This is a genomic window from Povalibacter sp. (assembly GCF_036735925.1).
Lineage (GTDB): Bacteria > Pseudomonadota > Gammaproteobacteria > Steroidobacterales > Steroidobacteraceae > Steroidobacter.
In genome coordinates, this window is record NZ_DAINNK010000025.1 from 40,431 (window position 1) to 57,837 (window position 17,407).

A 17,407-nucleotide genomic window follows, 5' to 3' on the forward strand; every position below is an offset into this window, starting at 1 on the left:
CCCGCGCTCCGGCAAACTCGCGTGCCCTCTTCACCAGGTCACCGAGCATGGATTTCCGCACCGCCGATCTCTGCGATCAATTCAGCGACGAACTCGAAGTCTGCGAACCCCTGTTCCGCAGCTATGGCGGCAACCCGCGCTTCGCCGGCGCCGTCGCGACCATCAAGTGTTTCGAAGACAACTCGCGGGTGCGCGATCTCGTGGCCGAACGCGGCGCGGGTCGCGTACTGGTGATCGATGCCGGCGGCTCGATGCGCCGCGCCGTACTGGGTGATCTGCTGGCGCAGAAGGCCGTCGACAATGGCTGGAGCGGCGCGATCGTCTACGGCTGCATCCGCGATTCCGCGGCGATCGCGGCCATGCCGCTGGGCGTGCGCGCCCTCGGCACGCATCCGATGAAGACGGACAAACGCGGCGAAGGCCAGCGCGATCTGCCCGTGCGTTTTGCCGGCGTCACGTTCCGCAACGACGACTGGGTGTACGCGGATGAGGACGGCATCGTCGTCGCGCGCCGCCAGCTTCCCGCGAACTGAAAATCACTCGCAAATCGGAGTGCAAAGTAATGTCCTCGGGTCGAGGGCACGAACACTCCGGCCTCGATGCGGCGCTAGAATCCGCGCCAGCCAGCATTTCGCCAGCCGAGGTTCATCATGAGCGATTCCAGTGTCGATCGTCGCACGCTGCTCAAGACAGCCGTTGCCGGACTCGTCGCCCTGCCCTGCGCCGGTCTCGTGCGCCGCGCCGAGGCGGATGAACTGCCGCATCTCTCCGAACAGGATTCGCTCGGGATGGCGATGGGCTATGTGCACGATGCGAAGAAAGTCGATCCGAACAAGGTGCCGCAGTACAAGGCCGGCAGCTTCTGCCACAACTGCGTGCAGCTCACCGGCAAGGAAGGCGACGAGTGGCGTCCCTGCAATCTGTTCCCCGGCAAGCTCGTGAACAAGGACGGCTGGTGCAAGGTGTGGGTGCTGAAGCCGGGGGCGAAACCCGGCTGATTTCTTCGCCTTCCTGTGGGGCCGGCTTCAGCCGGCCTCTGGGAAGTCAGGCTAAAGCCTGACCTACAGTCAGATCAGAAAGTCAGCCGCTGACCATACCCGGTCAGCTCCAGGTAACCGCGTCCGATCGCACGATCCCCTTCATCGAACGCCGTCACCGCGCCTTCCCAGTAAATCGTTCCGGTACTGGCGCGCGTATCGCTTTCCTGATCGTCCATCAGCGGTCGCAGACGGATGCGACGCTCGCCGACGCGCACCTGCCACTCCACCGGATACTCGATGCCCGTGCGCGGCGAACGCCAGCGTCGCAGCGGTTGCCATTCGATCTGCTCAGGCGCAAAAGTCTGCACTTCATCGCCGCGGGCCTGGCGATGCGACGCGAACGCCCAGCGCTGCGCCGACGTCGGATCGCGCATCCGCGACACCATCAGCGCGCCGCCGTCGTCCAGGTTGATCGCCGTCCAGTCCCAGCCCTGCGTCTGCGCGTCGAGAAACGTCGTGGACCATTCGTGATCGAGCCAGGCGTGACCGCGAACGCGCTGTGTCCCCGCTGCGGTTCGCAATGACCCTTCGACCTGCAGGCCGGGCAGGCTGTAGTAGTAGCTGGCGGTGCGCACGTCCGGTGCCTTCTGACTGAAACCGTTCTTGCCATTGAGCAGCGGCGAAGACTGCGCCTGCAGTTGCAGATCGAAAGCGAACTCTGCGGTATCGACGACGGCGCGATAGCGACCGTTCGACGCGGCACCCTCGTCGACCCGCTGCAGCGACCAATCTTCGATGGCGACATCGAGCCGCTGCGGCTGAGCGTACGCGAGGCCGAAGCCTTCCCGTGCCGCGCGCTCGCCGCGCAGCAGCTTGCCGCGGCGCGGATCGCTGAGCGCCGCGTGCGCGAACAGCACCTGCTTCGCGGCAAAGCGCGACGGGTTGCTTTCCTGCGTTCCGGGACGCGTGCGAAAGAACGTGACCTGAAATCCGAGCGGATCGCCCTGCGGCGTTTCGAGCCATCCGGTCACGTACCACCATTCGGTGCGGAACGACGTATGACTGCCTTCATCGCGCGGAAACCCGATTTCGTAGCCCGGCACGACGTCGGGATAGACGACGTCCTGCGCCATCGCCGCGCTCAGGAAGACGATGGCGAGTGCCGTGAAGCAGGAAAGAAAGCGCATCGCTACCAGTCCTCCTTCACTGCGGCCACCGCTTCGCCGCGCGTCGCCTGCCGGCCGCTGACGACGGCGATGACGGCCGCCGCCGCGATCAGCGCCACACTCAGTCCCGCAATCAACGCCGACGGCACGAACAGATCCATGCTCCAGTGAAACGACTGGCGGTTGACCACGTAGATCAGGATCAGGCTCACCAGTCCGCCGGTCGCGAGGCCCGCGATCACGCCGAGCGCGCCGAGTCCGGCGCCTTCGATGGCGAGCGTCGCGGCGATCTGTGCGCGCGTCAGGCCGATGTGACGCAGCACACCGAACTCCCGGCGTCGCGCCAGCACCTGTGCGCTGGTGCCGGCGCTGATGCCGAACAGTCCGATCAGGATCGCGATCAGCTCGAGCACGTAGGTGATCGCAAACGTGCGATCGAAAGCCTGCAGCGACAGACGCCGCAGTTCGGCGGGCACGCGCATGTCGACATCGACATTCGCCGGCAGCAGTTCGCGGATCTGCGCCTGCACTGCATCCGTGGTTGCACCGGGCTTCAGCCACAGCCAGAGCGTGTTGATGGCGGTGTCGCCGGTCGTTGCGAGATAGGCGATGCGCTCCATGATGATGGCGCCGCGCGAGTGTTCGTAATCGCGCCACACGCCCTGGATCCAGGCGGACACGGTTCTGCCGTCGATGCGCAGATCGAATGTCGCGCCGGGCGGCAATCGCAGTTCGTCGGCGACGGCTTCCGACAGCCAGACACGCACGCTGCCGGCCGGCAATGAACCGCTGGCAGTCTGTTCGAGCCAGAGCACGCGTTCGGCATTCTCGGGATCGATGTCGCGCGCGATGAGCGTGACAATCCGTCCCGATGTCGCCAACGCCGCTTCGGCGAATCGACTGACTTCGAGCTGCCCGATCGCGTCGAGATCGCGGATCGCAGCCACGGCGACGGGATCGAAGTGCGACGACTGACCGACATAGCCCGCACGCAGATAGAGATCCGCCGGCAGCAAGCGCTGCGTCCACGCATCGAGCGAATGACGGAAGGACGCGACCATGATGGCCATCGCGACCATCAGGCTGAAACTCACGACGATCGCCGATACGCTGAGCGTCGCGTAACGCGCGGTGCCGCGCAGATGCGTGACCGCGATCTCCCACGGCACCGACCTGAACAACGGCGCGCGCGTCAGCAATGCGCGCAGCACCAGCGGCATCGCGATCACGGTGCCGATGATCAGCAAAGCGATCGAGACATAGCCCGGCAACGGCAGACCGGCGACCGGCGGCAGGAACAGGATCAGAACCGACAGCAGCAGCAGCGCTGCCACCAGCACGCCGTGCGTGCGCGTCTCGCCGCTCGTCACGTCGGCTGCCTTCAATGCGAGTGCCGTCGGGATGCGCGATGCGTCCCATGCCGGCCGCAAGGTCCCGGCGACGGCCACCGCCGCGCCGAGCAGGCAGAAGACGATCGCTTCGACGGCCTGCAATCCGGGCTGCGGCATCGTGCCGCCAGGCAAGCCCGCGCCGAGATTCGACGCCAGTGCCTGCAGGCCGAACTGCGCGAGCACCACACCGAGCAGCACGCCCAGCATGGAACCCGCGAGGCCGATGAGCGCACCCGAAAACAGTGCCAGCCACCACTGGCCGCTGCGTGTCACCCCCAGCGCATGCAGCAACGCGAACTCGCGACGCCGGCGCAATGCGGACAGCGACTGGGTCGAGTACACGAAGAATCCGCCCGTGAACAGGGCGACGAGCGCCAGCGCCGTGAGATTCGAGCGATAGGCGCGCGAGAGGCTCGCCGCTTCATCTGCCGCTTCCTCCGGCACGACGACGCGCACGCCCGGCGGCAGGAGAGTGCGTAGTTGCGTCCGCGCCTGTTCGATGTCCGTGCCGGAAGCAAGCCGCAGATTCAGGCGCGACAGCCGGCCGAGCCGTTCGAACTTCCATTGCGTCGTCGCGATGTCCAGCACGGCAGCGCGATCTGCGAGCGCGGCGTCCGGCAGCACACCGCCCACGACGAACTCCAGCGACTGCATCCCCACCTGGAAGCGGATCGGCGCGCCGGTCTGCAAACCCAGACTGCGCGCCGCGCTCGCGCTGAGGAAAATCGGCTCGGCGGACGACGTCTTCGCCTCCTGTTCCGACTCGTCCGCCGGTGTAGTCGCAAAGGCCGGCTGCAGGCGACGCGATTGAAAGATGTCCATGCCGAGCACCGTCAGCGCGCCGCGCGCACCGATCACCCTGGCTTCGACCTGCACGACCGGACTCGCCACGGCGATGCCGGGCAGACGCGCGACGCGCGGGTAGATCGCCTCGTCGAAGCCGTCGGCATCGCCTTCGACGGCGAGATCCGCCTGGCCGAACAGGCTGCGGGCCGCGAGCGAAATTTCGTCGGCCGCGACGCGATTGATCAGATGAATCGCCAGGCCGAGTGCGACGCCGAGTGCAATCGCGAGTACCGCAAGCACCGTGCGTCCGGGGGCGTGACGCATCGGTCCGAAGACCGCGGCATTCAGCACGGTTGCATTCGCGATCATCGGTCAAGCCGGTGTCAGGCCGTTCGCGCCGAGACGCAGCACCCGATCGGCGGTCGCCGCGGCCGTCGTCGAATGCGTCACGAGCAGCCCGACCGCATGATCGCGCTTGAGCTGCGTCCGCAGCAGCTGCAGGACTTCGGCGGCAGACTCGCTGTCGAGATTGCCGGTCGGTTCGTCGGCCAGCACGACCTTGGGTCGATGCACCAGCGCGCGTGCCACGGCGACCCGCTGCATTTCGCCGCCCGACAATCGCGACGGATGGTCATGCCGTCGCGCGCTCAGTCCGACTGCAGTCAGCAGCTCATCGACGCGCTCGTCCGCTGCGCGCCCGGCGATGCCGTTCAGCGCCAGCGGCAGCGCGACATTGCGTTCGACACTGAGATGCGGCAGCAGGTGAAAGGCCTGGAAGACGAAGCCCAGCTTGGCGCGCCGCAGCCGCGTGCGCCGGGCATCGTCGAGCGCCGTCATGTCCTGGCCATCGATCGCGACGCGACCGGTGTCGGGCGTATCGAGTCCGGCGATGAGATTGAGCAGGGTCGACTTGCCGCTGCCCGACTCGCCCATGATCGCAAAGTAGTCGCCGGAGAACGCCTGCAGCGACAGGCCGTCCAGTACGCGGCGCGCCACGGCACCGGGAAACGACTTCGACAACCCTTCGACAATCAGCATTGCGTCACCGACACGCCATCAGATCCGGTGGCAGTGTAACGGCCTCTGGCGCGATGCATTGCAGTTGCCTTAGGCTTGCCGGCACCGCCGCGCCTGATCGAGATGGCGGAAAGCGAACAGGGATCGAGGGAGGATTTCGCATGCAGGTCTGCTCCGCTGCCACTCTATTGGCAGCCGTCTTTGCCGTCACCGCCATTCCCGCCACGGCCGCGCCGCCGCCCATCGAGGCCTTCGCCCGCATGCCGCAGATCCGCGGCGTGACGATCTCGCCGGATGGCTCGCGCGTGGCCTACATCACTTCGTCGGGCGACCTTTCCGTGGCCGTCACGCTCGATCTGACCGCCGCGGAGGCCAAATCGACGCCCCTGCTGCGTTCCGAATCGGGCGAGTACGACATCCGCTGGTGCAACTGGGCCAACGACCAGCGACTGCTGTGCGGCCTGTGGGGGATGGCGGAGGAGTCGGGCCGCGTCTATCCCTTCACGCGTCTGGTGGCGGTGAATGCCGACGGCAGCAAACTCAAGCAGCTGATACAGAACGCCGAGACGGGCCGCGCGCAGTTCCACGATCACATCCTCGACTGGACGCCCGATGAACCGGACACCGTGCTGATCCAGCTCGACGACGACGTCAACGGCTTTCCCACCGTATTCGAACTCAACATCAATACCGGAATGCGCAAGACGCACACGCGCGAGCGCGCGCCGATCCGCTCTTTCACGACCGACGCCAAGGGCAACGTGCGACTGGGATCCGGTTATTCGACGACGTCGACCGACGTGAGCTACTACGCCCGCCTGGAGAACGAACGCGAATGGCGGCTGCTGTCGAAGATCAAGGCATTCAGCCAGACCGATGCGCTGCGGCCGATCGCGGCCGCGCCCGGCAAGAACATCGCTTATGCGACCGGTGATTTCGAGGGCCGCGCCGCGCTCTGGGAAATGGATCTCACCGATCAGCGCGCCCCCCAGCTGGTGTTCTCGCATCCGCTGGTGGATGCGGACAATCCCCTGCTGACGCCGGACGGCCGCCTGCTGGGAATCTGGTACGAACTCGACCGGCCCTTCGTGCACTACACGGACGAAAAGGTGCGCAGCCTGATCCAGGCCATCAACAAGGCCGAACCGTCGAAGTTCAGTCACATCACCGACAGCAGCCGCGACGAAAGCAAGTTCATCGTGCGCTCCTACAGCGACGTCGACGCCAGCACCTATTTCGTCCTGGACACGACCAAGGGGCGCCTGATGCGCCTCGGCACGCAATACCCGGATCTCGATCCGGCGTCGCAGGGCCGCATGCGCTCGATCGCATACAAGGCCGCCGACGGCACCGAGATTCCCGGCTACCTGACGGTGCCGCCCGGACTGCGCGCCGAAAACCTGCCGCTGATCGTCATGCCGCACGGCGGCCCGATTGCGCGCGACACCTGGGACTTCGACTTCCTGCGCGCCTTCCTGGTCTCTCGCGGCTACGCCGTGCTGCAGATGAACTTCCGCGGCTCCTCAGGCTACGGCGACAACTGGTACCACGCCGCGCACCAGGACTGGGGCGGCCTCACGTACTCCGACATCACCGATGGCGCGCGCTGGGCCGTCTCGCAGGGCATCGCCGACCCGAAACGCATGTGCGTCGTCGGCTGGAGCTTCGGCGGTTATGCGGCGCTGGTCGGCGCCGTGCGCAACAACGATCTGTACCGCTGCTCCGTCAGCATCGCGGGCGTTGCCGATCTCAATCAGCTGCTGAGCGAAACCCGCTTCTTCTCCAACTGGCGCTTCGCGCGCGAACAGATCGGGGTCGACAAGGAAAAGCTGCGCGCGGACTCACCGCTGCGCCAGGTCGACAAGATCGCGATGCCGGTATTGCTCGTGCACGGCGACAAGGACTACCAGGTCGAAGTCGATCACACGCGCCGGATGGACGCGGCCCTGAAGCGCGCGAACAAACCGCATCGCGCCGTCTACCTCAAGGACGCCACCCACCAGCTCGATCGTCAATCGGATCGCGTCACGCTGCTGACGGAGATCGAGAAGTTTCTGCTGGAGAATCTTGGGCCGGGGACGGTGGCGAACGGGTCGTAAAGACAGACTCTCTTCCTGTGGGGCCGGCTTCAGCCGGCCTTCTGAAGAAGTCAGGCTAAAGCCTGACCTGCAGCAAAACCATCAGAACGCCGCGATCAACCCGAGGCCCGCGCCGTACTGGATGAACGTGTCGCCCGAGGCGGCGATGGCGCAGCCGGCGCCTTCCGGACCGGACACGCAGAACAGATCGCCGTCGGCATCGAGCAGCGTCACGAAGGCGCGCACGTCGAAGCGCAGGCCGATGTTCTTCGTGAACTTGTATTTGAGTCCCGCACCGACGCTGGCCGAGAACTTGGTTTCATCGTCGAGACCGGACGCATCGGGACTGAACTGGGTCGCACCGATGGTCATGCCGAAGTACGGCACGACCGGCTGCACGTCGGTGAAGTTCACGATGCCGCCGAAGTGCAGGTACTGGATGCTCATGTCGATCGGCACGGCGCCCTTCACCTCGGTGCCCTGGTTGGCGTAGAGGATCTCGTACTGGCGTTCCGGACTGCCGGCGTTGATGTTCAGGAACAGCTTGAAGTCCACGTCGCCGTCGACATCGCGGTCGCTGCCATCGGCGGGATCTTCGAATTCGCCGCCGGTGAGCTGGCCGACGTACGGCGTGACCTCGAAGCGCGTGCCTTTCTCCGGCTCCGGCGCCGCCACTGCCGCGGTCGCCAGCAGCAGACCGATACAGCCCCCCAGCGTCGGCAGTGCCTTGCCCAGACTTCGATACATACGCGGTTCTCCCTGGATAACGAGTCGTTGATTCGCCGTCGCGCGCGGGCGACGGTAGCGCTGCGCGCAATGCGCGGTACGTTACCATGCGGCCGGCACATTTCGCGGCACGGGAAGTACCGGATGGCCAGGGCAATCACCGCAGTGGATCGATGAAGTCTTCCAGTTACCTGGTCGCGATCGTGTTCGCGGCGATCACCTTCGGTCTGTGGGCCTGGCTCAACAAGCCGGTCGACGAACCGCAGTGGCCGCACGGCGTGCAGGGCATGGCCTTCTCGCCGTTTCATGCCGACCAGGATCCCGCGGATCGCACGCTGCCCTCGCCTGCCCAGATCGATGCCGATCTCGCGCTGCTGGCCGGCGCCTCGGTCAATGCGGTCCGGACCTACTCCACGCTCGATACCCTCGCCGAAGTCCCGGCGCTCGCGGCGAGGCACCAGATCAAGGTCGCGCTCGGCGCCTGGCTGGACCGGGATCGCGCCACGAACGAAAAGGAAGTCGCCGCGGCGATCGAGCTGGCGCGCCGTCACGGCAATGTCATCCGCGTGATCATAGGCAACGAGTCGGTGCTGCGCGGTGATCTGACGGCCGAGGAACTGGGCGCGCATCTCGATCGGGTACGCGCCGCCGTGGATCAGCCGGTCAGCACGGCCGAACCCTGGCATGTGTGGATCAGCCATCCGCAGCTCGTCGAGCACGTCGATTTCATCGGCGTGCACCTGCTGCCGTACTGGGAAGGCATTCCGGTCGAGTCCGCCATCGCCTACATGGATTCGCGCATCGAGCTGCTGGCGAAGACCTTCCCGGGCAAGCCGATCGTGATCAGCGAAGTGGGCTGGCCCTCGGAAGGACGCACGCGCGAGGGCGCGGTCGCCTCACTGAGCAACGAGGCGCTGTTCCTGCGACGGTTTCTCGCGCATGCGCGCGAGGAAGGCTACGTCTACTACATCATGGAAGCCTTCGATCAGCCCTGGAAGGCGCGTTACGAAGGCGCGGTCGGGGCGTACTGGGGCGTCTACAACGTCCAGCGCCAGCCCAAGTTCGAGTTCATCAAGCCGATCGTGCGCATCCCGCAATGGCAGATGCTCGCCGGCATTTCCGTGGTCACAGCAGCGATCCTGCTGCTGCTCGTCTACACCAACACCCGAGGCATGGGCACGCGCGGCCGCAGCTTCCTGGCGATGGTGATCTATGCCGCCGCGACCTGCGCCGTACTGGTGATCTATCGGTATTCGCAGCAATACCTGACGCTCACGAGCCTCATCGTCGGCACGCTGCTGATCTTCGGCATGCTCGGCGTCATTGCCGTCGTGATCTCGGAAGCGATCGAGTGGGCCGAGGCACGCTGGGTACGCCAGCGACGCCGCGCGCTCGTGCAACCGCTGGCTGCGCCCGCCACCTGGCCGCGAGTGTCCATCCACGTTCCGGCGTACAACGAACCTGCGCCGATGCTGATCGAGACGCTGAATGCACTCGCGCGGCTCGACTATCCCGACTACGAAGTGCTGGTGATCGACAACAACACGCCGGACGAGACTGTGTGGCAACCGGTCGAAGCGCATTGCCGCACACTCGGACCGCGCTTCCGCTTTTTCCATGTGAAACCGCTCGCCGGTTTCAAGGCCGGCGCGCTCGACTACGCGCTGCAGCGGACCGATGCGTCAGCGGCAGTCATTGCGGTGATCGACAGCGACTACCAGGTCGATCCGCACTGGCTGAAGGATCTGGTCCCCGCCTTCGCCGATCCGCAGGTCGCGATCGTGCAGGCGCCGCAGGACTATCGCGATCATGGCCAGAACATCTTCAAGGCCATGTGCTACGCCGAGTATCGCGGCTTCTTCCACATCGGCATGATCACGCGCAACGAGCGCAACGCCATCATCCAGCACGGCACCATGACGCTGGTGCAACGCGTCGCGCTCGACCGCGTCGGCGGCTGGGCGCAGTGGTCCATCACCGAGGATGCCGAACTCGGCCTGCGACTCTTCGAACACGGCTACCAGGCGCACTACCTGCCGCGCAGCTACGGGCGCGGCCTGATGCCGGATACGTTCGTCGACTACAAGAAGCAGCGCTTCCGCTGGGCCTACGGCGCGATGCAGATCCTGCGCCGGCATGCGACGGCGCTGTTCTCGAACAGCACGCAGCTGACGCGCGGCCAGCGCTACCACTTCCTCACCGGCTGGCTGCCCTGGCTCACCGACGGACTGAACCTGATCGTCAACGTCGCCGCCGTCGGCTGGTCCATGGCCATGATCTGGGCGCCGCAGCGCATCGATCCGCCGCTGGTCATGTTCTCGCTGCTGCCGCTGGCGCTGTTCACGTTCAAGCTGGTGAAGCTCGCTCATCTCTACGTATCGCGCGTCGGCGCGAACATCCGCCAGACGATTGCCGCCGCGCTCGCGGGGCTTGCGCTGTCGCACACGATCGGACTCGCGGTCGTCAAAGGCATGCTCACGCGCAACGAACCGTTCTTCCGCACGCCGAAGGGATCGCAGCCGCATGCGCTCGCGCGGACGTTCGCCGGCGCCGCACAGGAAACGGGCTTCCTGATCGTGCTGCTGACTGCGGTCTATTTCCTCACGCATCAGCTCGTCATCGCCGGCCGCACCGTTGGCGTGCCGGCCGAACTGCGCGGACCGGACCTGTCCATCTGGGTCGCCGTGCTGATGATCCAGTCGATTCCGTACGCGGCCTCGCTGCTCGTGTCGCTGCTCGCGGCACTGTCGCCGCCGGCGCGCTGGCTGGGGCCGATTCGGGGACAGCGAGAGGAAGAATTTCACACGGAGATCACGGAGACCACGGAGACCACGGAGTAAGGGCAAAGAGAAAGAAGGTTTCCACGGGGGACACGGGGAGCACGGGGCGCGGAACAGAAGAGAATCTTTCTTGTCCCTGTGTTCCCCGTGTCCCCTGTGGAAATTTCTTCTTCTCTTCCGATACCAACGTCTCTCGGATTGCCGTAATTGATCGCACTGCACCAGACGCTGACAATCGCTGCGATTCATCGGGGCGGTGTGCATGTCTGAGGCAGCCAACATCACTGCGCGGACCCGACGCAGCTTCAGCCTGCGCCGCGACATCATCGCGATCCTCACGTTCAAGCTGCTGGCGCTGATCGCGCTGCGATTCCTGTTCTTCGACGAGCGGCCGCAGATCACGCCGACCCGCGTCGAACAGCATCTGCTCGATCCCTCTCCTGCTTCAGAGACAGATCATGATCGACGCTGACGTCGTCATTCTCTCGCGACTGCAGTTTGCGCTCACTGCGCTGTATCACTTCCTGTTCGTGCCGCTGACGATGGGCCTGTCGATCCTGATGGCCATCATGGAAAGCGTCTACGTCATGACGGGGCGCGGGATCTGGCGCCAGATGACGAAGTTCTGGGGCGTGCTGTTCGGCATCAACTTCGCCATGGGCGTTGCGACCGGCATCACCATGGAATTCCAGTTCGGCACCAACTGGGCGTACTACTCGCACTACGTCGGCGACATCTTCGGCGCGCCGCTCGCCATCGAAGGGTTGATGGCGTTCTTCCTGGAATCGACCTTCGTCGGCCTGTTCTTCTTCGGCTGGCAACGACTGTCGAAGCTGCAGCACATGGTGGTGACCTGGCTGGTCGCGATCGGGTCGAACTTCTCGGCGCTGTGGATCCTGATCGCCAACGGCTGGATGCAGAACCCGGTCGGTTCGCGGTTCAACTTCGAGACCATGCGCATGGAAGTGACCTCGTTCTCGGAAGTCATCTTCAATCCGGTGGCGCAGGCGAAGTTCGTACACACCGTCAGTGCCGGCTACGTCACGGGCGCGATGTTCGTGCTCGCCATCAGTTCCTTCTATCTCCTGCACCAGCGCAACCGCGCCTTCGCGCGGCGCTCGTTCGCCGTGGCGGCGAGCTTCGGTCTCGCCTCGGCACTGTCGGTGGTCGTGCTCGGCGACGAGAGCGGCTACACCGCGACCGAACACCAGAAGATGAAGATCGCCGCGATCGAGGCGATGTGGCACACCGAAAAGGCACCCGCGGGATTCACGCTCTTCGGCATTCCCGACGTGGAGGAACGCAAGACGCATGCGGAGATCAAGATTCCGTGGGCGCTGGGCCTGATCGCGACGCGCTCGATCGACAAGGAAGTACCCGGCATCGTCAACCTGGTGGCCGATGCCGGGAATCGCATTCGCGACGGTCTGCGCGCCTACGATGCGCTCGAGAAACTGCGCGCCGATGGCCGCGACACCGAGGCACTGCGCAACTTCAGCCGCTACCAGCACGACCTCGGTTACGCACTGCTGCTCAAGCACTACGTTGCCGATCCACGGCAGGCCTCCGAGGAGCAGATCGAATTCGCCGCCTGGTCCACCGTACCGAACGTGCCGGTACTGTTCTGGTCCTTCCGCATCATGGTGGGCATCGGCATCTTCTTCATCGTGCTGTTCGGCACGGCCTTCATCGTGACGGCACGACGGCGTATCGAAAACCATCGCGGACTGCTGCGACTCGCGCTCTACAGCCTGCCGTTGCCCTGGATCGCGGCCGAACTCGGCTGGATCGTCGCCGAGTACGGCCGTCAGCCGTGGGTGATCGAAGGCATGCTGCCGACCTCGCTCGGCGTCTCGTCGGTATCGGCGGGCCACGTGTGGTTCAGCCTGATCGGCTTCGTCGTGTTCTACAGCACGCTCGCCATCGTCGACGTCTTCCTGATGCTGCGCGTGATCCGGCAGGGACCGGAGCATTGGTCCGGTGAGGAAGGAGCGCACTGATGGATTACGAAACGCTTCGCATCATCTGGTGGGTGCTGCTCGGCGTGCTGCTCGCCGGCTTCGCGGTCACCGACGGCTTCGATCTCGGCGTCGGCATGCTGTTCCGCTTCATCAGCCGGACCGACGAGGAACGCCGCGCCTTTCTCGAAACCATCGAGCCGGTGTGGGAAGGCAACCAGGTCTGGCTGATCCTCGGCGGCGGCGCGATCTTCGCTGCGTGGCCGCCGCTCTACGCCACGTCGTTCTCGGGTTTCTATATCGCGATGTTCCTGGTGCTCGCGGCGCTGATCCTGCGACCGGTGGGCTTCGTCTTCCGCAACAAGCTCAGCGATCCGCGCTGGCGCGCCACCTGGGACTGGGCCCTGTTCATCGCCGGCTTCGTCCCCTCGCTGGTGTTCGGCGTGGCCATCGGCAATTTCCTGCTCGGCGTGCCCTTCCGCTTCGATGAGACGCTGCGCGTCTTCTACGAGGGTTCGTTCTTCGCGCTGCTGAATCCGTTCGGCGTCCTGTGCGGACTCGTGAGCGTTGCCATGCTGGCGATGCACGGTGGCACCTATGCGGCGTGGAAGACGCACGCGCCGCTGGCCGATCGCGCCGCGGCTGCTGCACGTCTATCCGCTGTGATCTACATCGCGCTGTTCACGATCGGCGGCGTGATGATCGCCATGTCGGTCGACGGCTATCGCATCGTCTCGGAGATCAATACGGCCGGCCCGTCGAATCCAGTGGGCAAGGCGGTGATCGTCGGCACCGGCGCCTGGCTCGACAACTACGGCCGGTATCCGTGGATGCTGCTGGCGCCGGTGCTCGGCTATGTCGGCGCGATCGCCGCCTTCGTGTTCGTTCGTCAGCGCCCCGAAGTGGCGCTGCTCGGCAGTTCGTTCACGGCTGCAGCAACAGTCTGTACCGCCGGGTTCGCTGCGTTTCCGTTCCTGCTGCCATCCTCGCTCGATCCCGGCAGCAGCCTGACCGTATGGGATGCGAGCAGCAGCCGCTCGACGCTGTTCATCATGCTGATCGCGACATTGATCTTCATGCCGCTGATCCTGGCCTATACGAGCTGGGTGTTCCGCGTGCTGCGAGGCAAGGTCTCGCTGGAGCACATACAGAAGGGAGCGTACTGAGATGTGGTACTTCTCGTGGATTCTCGGTCTTGGACTGGCCTGCGCGTTCGCGATATTGAATGCGATGTGGCTGGAACTGTATGAGACGGAGAATCCCGAGGAGAAGGCCCCGATCACGGCGGACAGGATCGACAGTACGAGCCGATGAGGATCAACGCTCATCGCGGCCGATCGACGCGGCAAATAGTTCCTGTGCTTCGGCATCCTTGCCCAGCTTCCGGTAAAACTCGGTGATCCAGAGGCGGGCCTGCACCGTCCTTGGCGCCTCGGCGCCGCGTGATTTCAGCAACACGGCATAACCTTCGCGAAACAAAGGCTCCGCTTCCGCTGGCCGCTGTCGTGCAGCGAGCACTCGCGCCAGCGAAATCCTGGCGATCGCTACGTTCTCGTTGTCGGCGCCAAACGCCTGCGTTTCGAGTTCGATGGCCTGTCGCAGCGTCGTCTCCGCCTCGCTCAACCGATTCAGCTCGAGCAGTGTGCGGCCGAGATTGGCGACGCCCGTCGCAACGTACGGATGGTTGTCCGGCAGACTCGCGCGCAAGACACCGAGGGATTCCCGAATCAAATGTTCGGCCTCTTGGTAGCGGCCACGCGCGCCCGCGAGACTGCCGAGCTGCATCAGATCGATGCCTACGTAGCTGTGCTTCTCGCCGCGCAGTTCCCGGTCGAACTGCAGCGCGGTGCGGAATGATTTTTCAGCTGCGTCGTAGTCCTTCTTCTCCTGTTGCAGATTTCCGAGACTGATGAGCGCATCGATGGTTTCGGGGTGCTTGTCGCCGTAGACCCGACGCAGTAATGCAATGGACTGAATGAATAGTCCTTCTGCTTCGTCGATACGACCCTGCGCCTGCGTCACGGTAGCGACGCGCAGCAGGTGCGACGCGTACAGGGGATGATCTTCACCCAGTTCCTGTCGATCTCTGAGAAGCGCTTCCCGGAACAATTGCTCGGCCGCCGGCAGGTCGTTCCGCGTCTGCAGGAAGTTCGCAAGATCGGACATCACCGGCGTCACTACCAGGGCTGGTGCACCTACTCGCCGATAGATCGCCAGCGAATGACGGAACGCCCGCTCCGATTCGTCGAGCTGGCCGGTCAGATGAAAGAGAAGGCCCTGCTCGCGCAGGACTTCTGCAACCTGCAACGTCTCCGATCCAGGAGCGAGCTGATTGATCTTCAGCGCCCGCGCGAATAGTGATTCCGCCTCGTCGTACTTGCCCTGCTCCCTGCGCAGCCTGCCAAGGCTGATGAAACTTTCGGCGACGTCCGGATCGTATTCGCCCAGCAAGTCAACGCGAAGCTCGCGCGCCCTTTCCAACAGCGGTTCGGCGTCCGACCACAGGCCCATGTTGAAATATACGCGGCCGATCGTGTCCAGCATCACCGCCTGCGTGGCCGGTTGCCCTCGCAGTTCGGCGTCAATGCGTTTCGCGCCCTGATCGAGAATTTCCCGCGCCCGGATTTCGTTGCCGCGGCTCTCATTGGGATCGGAAACCCGGAACGCCTCCATCAGGAACGAGGTCGTGCTCTCGGCGCGGTCACGCTCCGCTTCTGCGCGTGCACGCTGAGCCGCCACGGCATCGCGTTCCTCTTCGAGGCGCCGCGACTGGATGGCCGTCGTTACTGCGAAGCCGGCGAGCAATGCCACCAGCGCCAACGACAATCCCACGGCCACGGTATGTCTGCGCACGAACTTCGAAGTCCGGTAGGTCCACTTGTCGGCGCGGGCAATGACCGTCATGCCCTTCAGGTACCGGTCGATATCGGTCGCGAACTGTTCCACGGAGGCATAGCGACGCTCGGGCTCCTTGCGCATCGCCATCAGGACGATGTTGTCCAGGTCGCCCCGCAGTTCCTTGATCCAGCGCGTGACCGAAGTCCCGCGTGCCTCGGCCAGCGATGCGACTTCATCCGCGCTGACAGCAGCGTGGGCCGCTGCAACGGCCGCACTCGGCGTTACCGGCGGTTGCTCGCAGATGAGGCGCTCGACCGCACTGAACGGCTTGTTGACCACATTGAACGGTCGGTAGCCGGTCAGCAGCTCGTAGAGAAGCACGCCGAGCACATAGATATCGCTCGATGTCGTCACCGGCAGCCCGAGGATCTGCTCCGGGCTCGCGTGATCCGGCGTCATGAGGCGGATATCGGCGCGCGTTTCCGCCACCGTATGCATGGACTCCCGGCTGTCGAGCAGCTTGGCGATGCCGAAGTCGAGCAGCTTTGGTACGCCCTCGTGCGTCACCAGGATGTTCGATGGCTTCAGATCGCGATGCACGACCAGATTGCGGTGCGCAGCGTGAACCGCCGAACACACGGTCTGCACGAGTCGCAGACGATCGCGGGTCGAAAGGCGATGCCGGTCGCAATAGGCATCGATCGGCTCGCCTTCCACGAACTCCATCACGATGTACGGTGTGCCGTCGCTGGTGACGCCACCGTCCAGCAGTTTCGCAATGTTTGGATGGTTCAGCGAGGCGAGAATCTGACGTTCGATCTTCAGCCGTCCACGCACTTGGCGTGATACCAGTCCACGCCTGACCAGTTTGATCGCCACCTGCTGCCGGAACTGTTCGTCGGCGCGCTCAGCAAGCACGACCTCGCCCATTCCGCCGAGGCCCAGCGTCTTCGTGACTCGATACGGTCCGATCATCTGGCCGACATAGTCGGCGAAAACACCTTCATCGACGTGCGATCCGGTTTCGTCCTCGAGATCCCACCAGTCCGGAGAACTCGCACGCATCCTGTCGCAGGCACGTTCGAACAATGCGTCGTCGGAGCCGCATGTCTCGCGCAGAAACGCCAACCGCTCCTTCGGGTCGAGCGATTCCGCGTGACGCATGAGGTCCTCGAATGACATGGGATTTCGAGAATTCATCTGCCCGTCCCGCGAAAGCGGCTGATACTAAGGGTCATTGCATCGGCCGGGCAACGACGCGAAAGTGCATCGGGTTTGCGGCAAATGTTGCGATATCCGCACCCGAACAAGTGATCCGTCGTTAACCTTCTGGAGATACAAAATGCCCAATGGAGAAACACAGGGTACCGTCCGGCTACCGGTAGTCATGGCCGCCCTCGTTGGCGGCGCTGTGGGCGGCGCGATAGGCGGCTATCTCGGTGCTCAGGCCGGCGATGGCGATGACAATGCGTCATCGACTTCGCTGCAGCAGGAGCAGACTCAGAACGAGCCGGCAAATCCGCCAGCCTGATCGATCTGCAAAGGAACTGCAGAGCCAATATCCGGAAACCAAAAAAAAACGCCGGCCAGTCTTCTGAACTGCCGGCGCAACTCTCACGGGGGATCGATCTGGGAACGATCGTCCTCTTCGCCCGCCCGGCCAACAATTGGCACTATGGGCAGCGCC

The 17,407-nt window shown here is 64.5% G+C and carries 14 protein-coding genes; 9 read left to right on the forward strand and 5 right to left on the reverse strand.

Going from position 1 to position 17,407, the window contains the following annotated elements; translation table 11 throughout:
• Positions 1 to 47 precede the first annotated feature (47 nt).
• Together rraA and V7D81_RS09990 are read left to right on the forward strand one after the other, a co-directional pair.
• On the forward strand, positions 48 to 533 hold the full coding sequence (gene rraA, locus V7D81_RS09985) for a ribonuclease E activity regulator RraA (protein WP_324316213.1): 486 nt from the start codon (positions 48 to 50) through the stop codon (positions 531 to 533).
• Positions 534 to 650: 117 nt separating this feature from the next.
• Complete coding sequence (locus tag V7D81_RS09990; RefSeq protein WP_324316214.1) at positions 651 to 998, forward strand: high-potential iron-sulfur protein; 348 nt, start codon at positions 651 to 653, stop codon at positions 996 to 998.
• Positions 999 to 1,072: 74 nt separating this feature from the next.
• Here V7D81_RS09990 and V7D81_RS09995 read toward each other — a convergent pair whose 3' ends face one another.
• Genes V7D81_RS09995 through V7D81_RS10005 form a run of 3 tightly spaced genes read right to left on the reverse strand, consistent with a single transcriptional unit; the run spans position 1,073 to position 5,361 of the window.
• The gene (locus V7D81_RS09995) at positions 1,073 to 2,167 is read right to left on the reverse strand and encodes a lipocalin-like domain-containing protein (RefSeq protein WP_324316215.1); all 1,095 of its coding nucleotides are present in this window, start codon (positions 2,165 to 2,167) and stop codon (positions 1,073 to 1,075) included.
• Between the two features lie 2 nt (positions 2,168 to 2,169).
• Positions 2,170 to 4,692 (reverse strand): FtsX-like permease family protein, encoded by a 2,523-nt coding sequence (locus V7D81_RS10000; protein ID WP_324316216.1) that lies wholly within the window; start codon positions 4,690 to 4,692, stop codon positions 2,170 to 2,172.
• A 3-nt stretch (positions 4,693 to 4,695) separates the two neighbouring features.
• Positions 4,696 to 5,361 (reverse strand): ABC transporter ATP-binding protein, encoded by a 666-nt coding sequence (locus V7D81_RS10005; RefSeq protein ID WP_324316218.1) that lies wholly within the window; start codon positions 5,359 to 5,361, stop codon positions 4,696 to 4,698.
• A 140-nt stretch (positions 5,362 to 5,501) separates the two neighbouring features.
• On the opposite strand from V7D81_RS10005, the gene V7D81_RS10010 reads away from it, so the two are divergent.
• Entirely contained in the window at positions 5,502 to 7,439 is a 1,938-nt protein-coding gene (locus tag V7D81_RS10010; protein WP_324316219.1) for an alpha/beta hydrolase family protein, read from the forward strand.
• An 81-nt stretch (positions 7,440 to 7,520) separates the two neighbouring features.
• Here the strand turns inward: V7D81_RS10010 and V7D81_RS10015 are convergent, their stop codons facing one another.
• Positions 7,521 to 8,165 carry an outer membrane beta-barrel protein gene (locus V7D81_RS10015; protein ID WP_324316221.1) on the reverse strand — a complete coding sequence of 215 codons (645 nt, stop codon included), beginning with the start codon at positions 8,163 to 8,165 and terminating at the stop codon, positions 7,521 to 7,523.
• Between the two features lie 152 nt (positions 8,166 to 8,317).
• Here V7D81_RS10015 and V7D81_RS10020 point away from each other — a divergent pair, with 152 nt between their 5' ends.
• The 5 genes from V7D81_RS10020 (at position 8,318) to cydX (ending at position 14,196) form a co-directional block, all read left to right on the forward strand.
• Positions 8,318 to 10,984, forward strand: coding sequence for a glycosyltransferase (locus V7D81_RS10020; protein WP_324316222.1), 2,667 nt, complete (start codon positions 8,318 to 8,320; stop codon positions 10,982 to 10,984).
• Between the two features lie 202 nt (positions 10,985 to 11,186).
• On the forward strand, positions 11,187 to 11,396 hold the full coding sequence (cydP, locus tag V7D81_RS10025) for a cytochrome oxidase putative small subunit CydP (protein WP_324316224.1): 210 nt from the start codon (positions 11,187 to 11,189) through the stop codon (positions 11,394 to 11,396).
• Positions 11,383 to 12,924, forward strand: a complete 1,542-nt coding sequence (locus tag V7D81_RS10030; RefSeq protein ID WP_324316225.1) for a cytochrome ubiquinol oxidase subunit I — start codon at positions 11,383 to 11,385, stop codon at positions 12,922 to 12,924. Before cydP ends, V7D81_RS10030 begins: the two co-directional genes overlap by 14 nt.
• The gene (gene cydB / locus V7D81_RS10035) at positions 12,924 to 14,048 is read left to right on the forward strand and encodes a cytochrome d ubiquinol oxidase subunit II (protein WP_324316227.1); all 1,125 of its coding nucleotides are present in this window, start codon (positions 12,924 to 12,926) and stop codon (positions 14,046 to 14,048) included. Before V7D81_RS10030 ends, cydB begins: the two co-directional genes overlap by 1 nt.
• 1 nt (position 14,049) lies before the next feature.
• The gene (cydX, locus tag V7D81_RS10040) at positions 14,050 to 14,196 is read left to right on the forward strand and encodes a cytochrome bd-I oxidase subunit CydX (RefSeq protein ID WP_324316229.1); all 147 of its coding nucleotides are present in this window, start codon (positions 14,050 to 14,052) and stop codon (positions 14,194 to 14,196) included.
• 3 nt (positions 14,197 to 14,199) lie between these two features.
• Here cydX and V7D81_RS10045 read toward each other — a convergent pair whose 3' ends face one another.
• On the reverse strand, positions 14,200 to 16,902 hold the full coding sequence (locus V7D81_RS10045; RefSeq protein ID WP_324316230.1) for a serine/threonine-protein kinase: 2,703 nt from the start codon (positions 16,900 to 16,902) through the stop codon (positions 14,200 to 14,202).
• Between the two features lie 205 nt (positions 16,903 to 17,107).
• Between V7D81_RS10045 and V7D81_RS10050 the strand changes: the two genes are divergently transcribed.
• The gene (locus tag V7D81_RS10050) at positions 17,108 to 17,251 is read left to right on the forward strand and encodes a hypothetical protein (protein ID WP_324316232.1); all 144 of its coding nucleotides are present in this window, start codon (positions 17,108 to 17,110) and stop codon (positions 17,249 to 17,251) included.
• Positions 17,252 to 17,407: the final 156 nt, after the last annotated feature.

Bases quoted from the DNA above. Each gene is read 5' to 3' on its own strand.
- rraA (WP_324316213.1), top strand. From the start codon at position 48: ATGGATTTCCGCACCGCCGATCTCTGCGATCAATTCAGCGACGAACTC.
- V7D81_RS09990 (WP_324316214.1), top strand. From the start codon at position 651: ATGAGCGATTCCAGTGTCGATCGTCGCACGCTGCTCAAGACAGCCGTT.
- V7D81_RS09995 (WP_324316215.1), bottom strand. From the start codon at position 2,167: ATGCGCTTTCTTTCCTGCTTCACGGCACTCGCCATCGTCTTCCTGAGC.
- V7D81_RS10000 (WP_324316216.1), bottom strand. From the start codon at position 4,692: ATGATCGCGAATGCAACCGTGCTGAATGCCGCGGTCTTCGGACCGATG.
- V7D81_RS10005 (WP_324316218.1), bottom strand. From the start codon at position 5,361: ATGCTGATTGTCGAAGGGTTGTCGAAGTCGTTTCCCGGTGCCGTGGCG.
- V7D81_RS10010 (WP_324316219.1), top strand. From the start codon at position 5,502: ATGCAGGTCTGCTCCGCTGCCACTCTATTGGCAGCCGTCTTTGCCGTC.
- V7D81_RS10015 (WP_324316221.1), bottom strand. From the start codon at position 8,165: ATGTATCGAAGTCTGGGCAAGGCACTGCCGACGCTGGGGGGCTGTATC.
- V7D81_RS10020 (WP_324316222.1), top strand. From the start codon at position 8,318: ATGAAGTCTTCCAGTTACCTGGTCGCGATCGTGTTCGCGGCGATCACC.
- cydP (WP_324316224.1), top strand. From the start codon at position 11,187: ATGTCTGAGGCAGCCAACATCACTGCGCGGACCCGACGCAGCTTCAGC.
- V7D81_RS10030 (WP_324316225.1), top strand. From the start codon at position 11,383: ATGATCGACGCTGACGTCGTCATTCTCTCGCGACTGCAGTTTGCGCTC.
- cydB (WP_324316227.1), top strand. From the start codon at position 12,924: ATGGATTACGAAACGCTTCGCATCATCTGGTGGGTGCTGCTCGGCGTG.
- cydX (WP_324316229.1), top strand. From the start codon at position 14,050: ATGTGGTACTTCTCGTGGATTCTCGGTCTTGGACTGGCCTGCGCGTTC.
- V7D81_RS10045 (WP_324316230.1), bottom strand. From the start codon at position 16,902: ATGTCATTCGAGGACCTCATGCGTCACGCGGAATCGCTCGACCCGAAG.
- V7D81_RS10050 (WP_324316232.1), top strand. From the start codon at position 17,108: ATGGCCGCCCTCGTTGGCGGCGCTGTGGGCGGCGCGATAGGCGGCTAT.